Below are 1,245 nucleotides of genomic sequence, written 5' to 3' on the forward strand. Positions count from 1 at the left end.
AGCAGCAGGCGGGCGTCAAGCTGGTTTATGGCGTCAGCGGCAGCAGTGCCAGCTACAGCCAGCAGAAGGTCAACAGCAGCTACACCAGCGTCAATGAGCAGAGCGGCATCCAGGCTGGCAATGGCGGCTTCGATATCACGGTGGGCGGCAATACGCACCTGATCAGCGGCGCCATCGCCAGCACGGCCGATGCAACGCTGAACTACCTGTCCACCGGCAGCCTGACTGTGGAGGACTTGCAGAACAAGGCCGAGTACAAGGCGGGCGGATTTGGGGTCGGTACAGGCGATTGGCAATCCGTGGCGGCCGGTGCGGCCTTGAGTCTGGCGGGGAATCAGACCGGAAGCAGCGGCAGCACGACCAAGAGCGACATCGCGGCGGGCAGTGTCGAGGTGCGCAATGGGGACTCGACTGCTCTGGCTGGTCTGGATCGCAGCGCTACGGAACTGCAGCAGAGCGGGCTGAAGCAGATCTTCGATGAGAAGAAGGTTGCGGAGCAGCAGGAACTGGCGCAGGTCGCCGGCGAGGTCGCGTTTAGGTCGGCCAAGGAACTCATTTCCTACAAGAGGGAGCAAGCGGCTGCAGACGCAGAGCAGGCCATGGCCGATCTGGAAGCGGCCAAGGGCGATCCGGACGCGACGGCAACGGCGAAGGCACGCCTGCTCGCCGCCAATGACCAACTCGCGAAATGGAACGACGCGGGAGCGGCAAAGCAGATCACCCAGGTGACGGCGGGCGCACTGGCTGCTGCTGTCTCGGGCGGCAATGTCCTGAGCGCAGCCGGTGGCGTGTTGATGAACGAAACGTTGTTGCCGAAGTTCGCTGACGCATTGCAAAAGGGTGGCATACAGCCGGGAAGTGGTGCCGAGGCCACATTGATGGGGGGCCTTGGAGCGCTGCTCGGTGCTGCGGGCGGTCTCCTGGGTGGCGATGTGCAGGCTGGCGCAGCGTCGGGTAATGCGGTCCAGACCTATGGCTACTACGACTATCGCGAAGGGCGTGCGCAACGGCAGGCGATGGCTGCCGAGGCATTGAAGAATGTCGGGATCACCGATCCCAACGACGTTGCCGGTGTCAATGCACTTCTCGATAACTGCGTGAAGCTCGGCTGCGATCCGGACAAGCTAGTGCTGTTGCTCAAATCGCCGGATGCAGCGTCAACGCTGCGAGAGCTCGCGCAACCTGAAAGCGTTGCCTTCCAGCGCTATGGCAAGGGTTTCAATGAGCTGGACGAACAGCAGCGCA

At 62.7% G+C, this 1,245-nt stretch carries 1 pseudogene; it reads left to right on the top strand.

Annotated features, from left to right (window positions below):
• Nucleotides 1–140 precede the first annotated feature (140 nt).
• A pseudogene (locus XpruCFBP8353_RS24695) lies at nucleotides 141–1,245 on the top strand (hypothetical protein); the annotation flags it as partial.

Origin of the sequence: Xanthomonas prunicola (genome assembly GCF_002846205.1) — a bacterium.
Lineage (GTDB): Bacteria > Pseudomonadota > Gammaproteobacteria > Xanthomonadales > Xanthomonadaceae > Xanthomonas > Xanthomonas prunicola.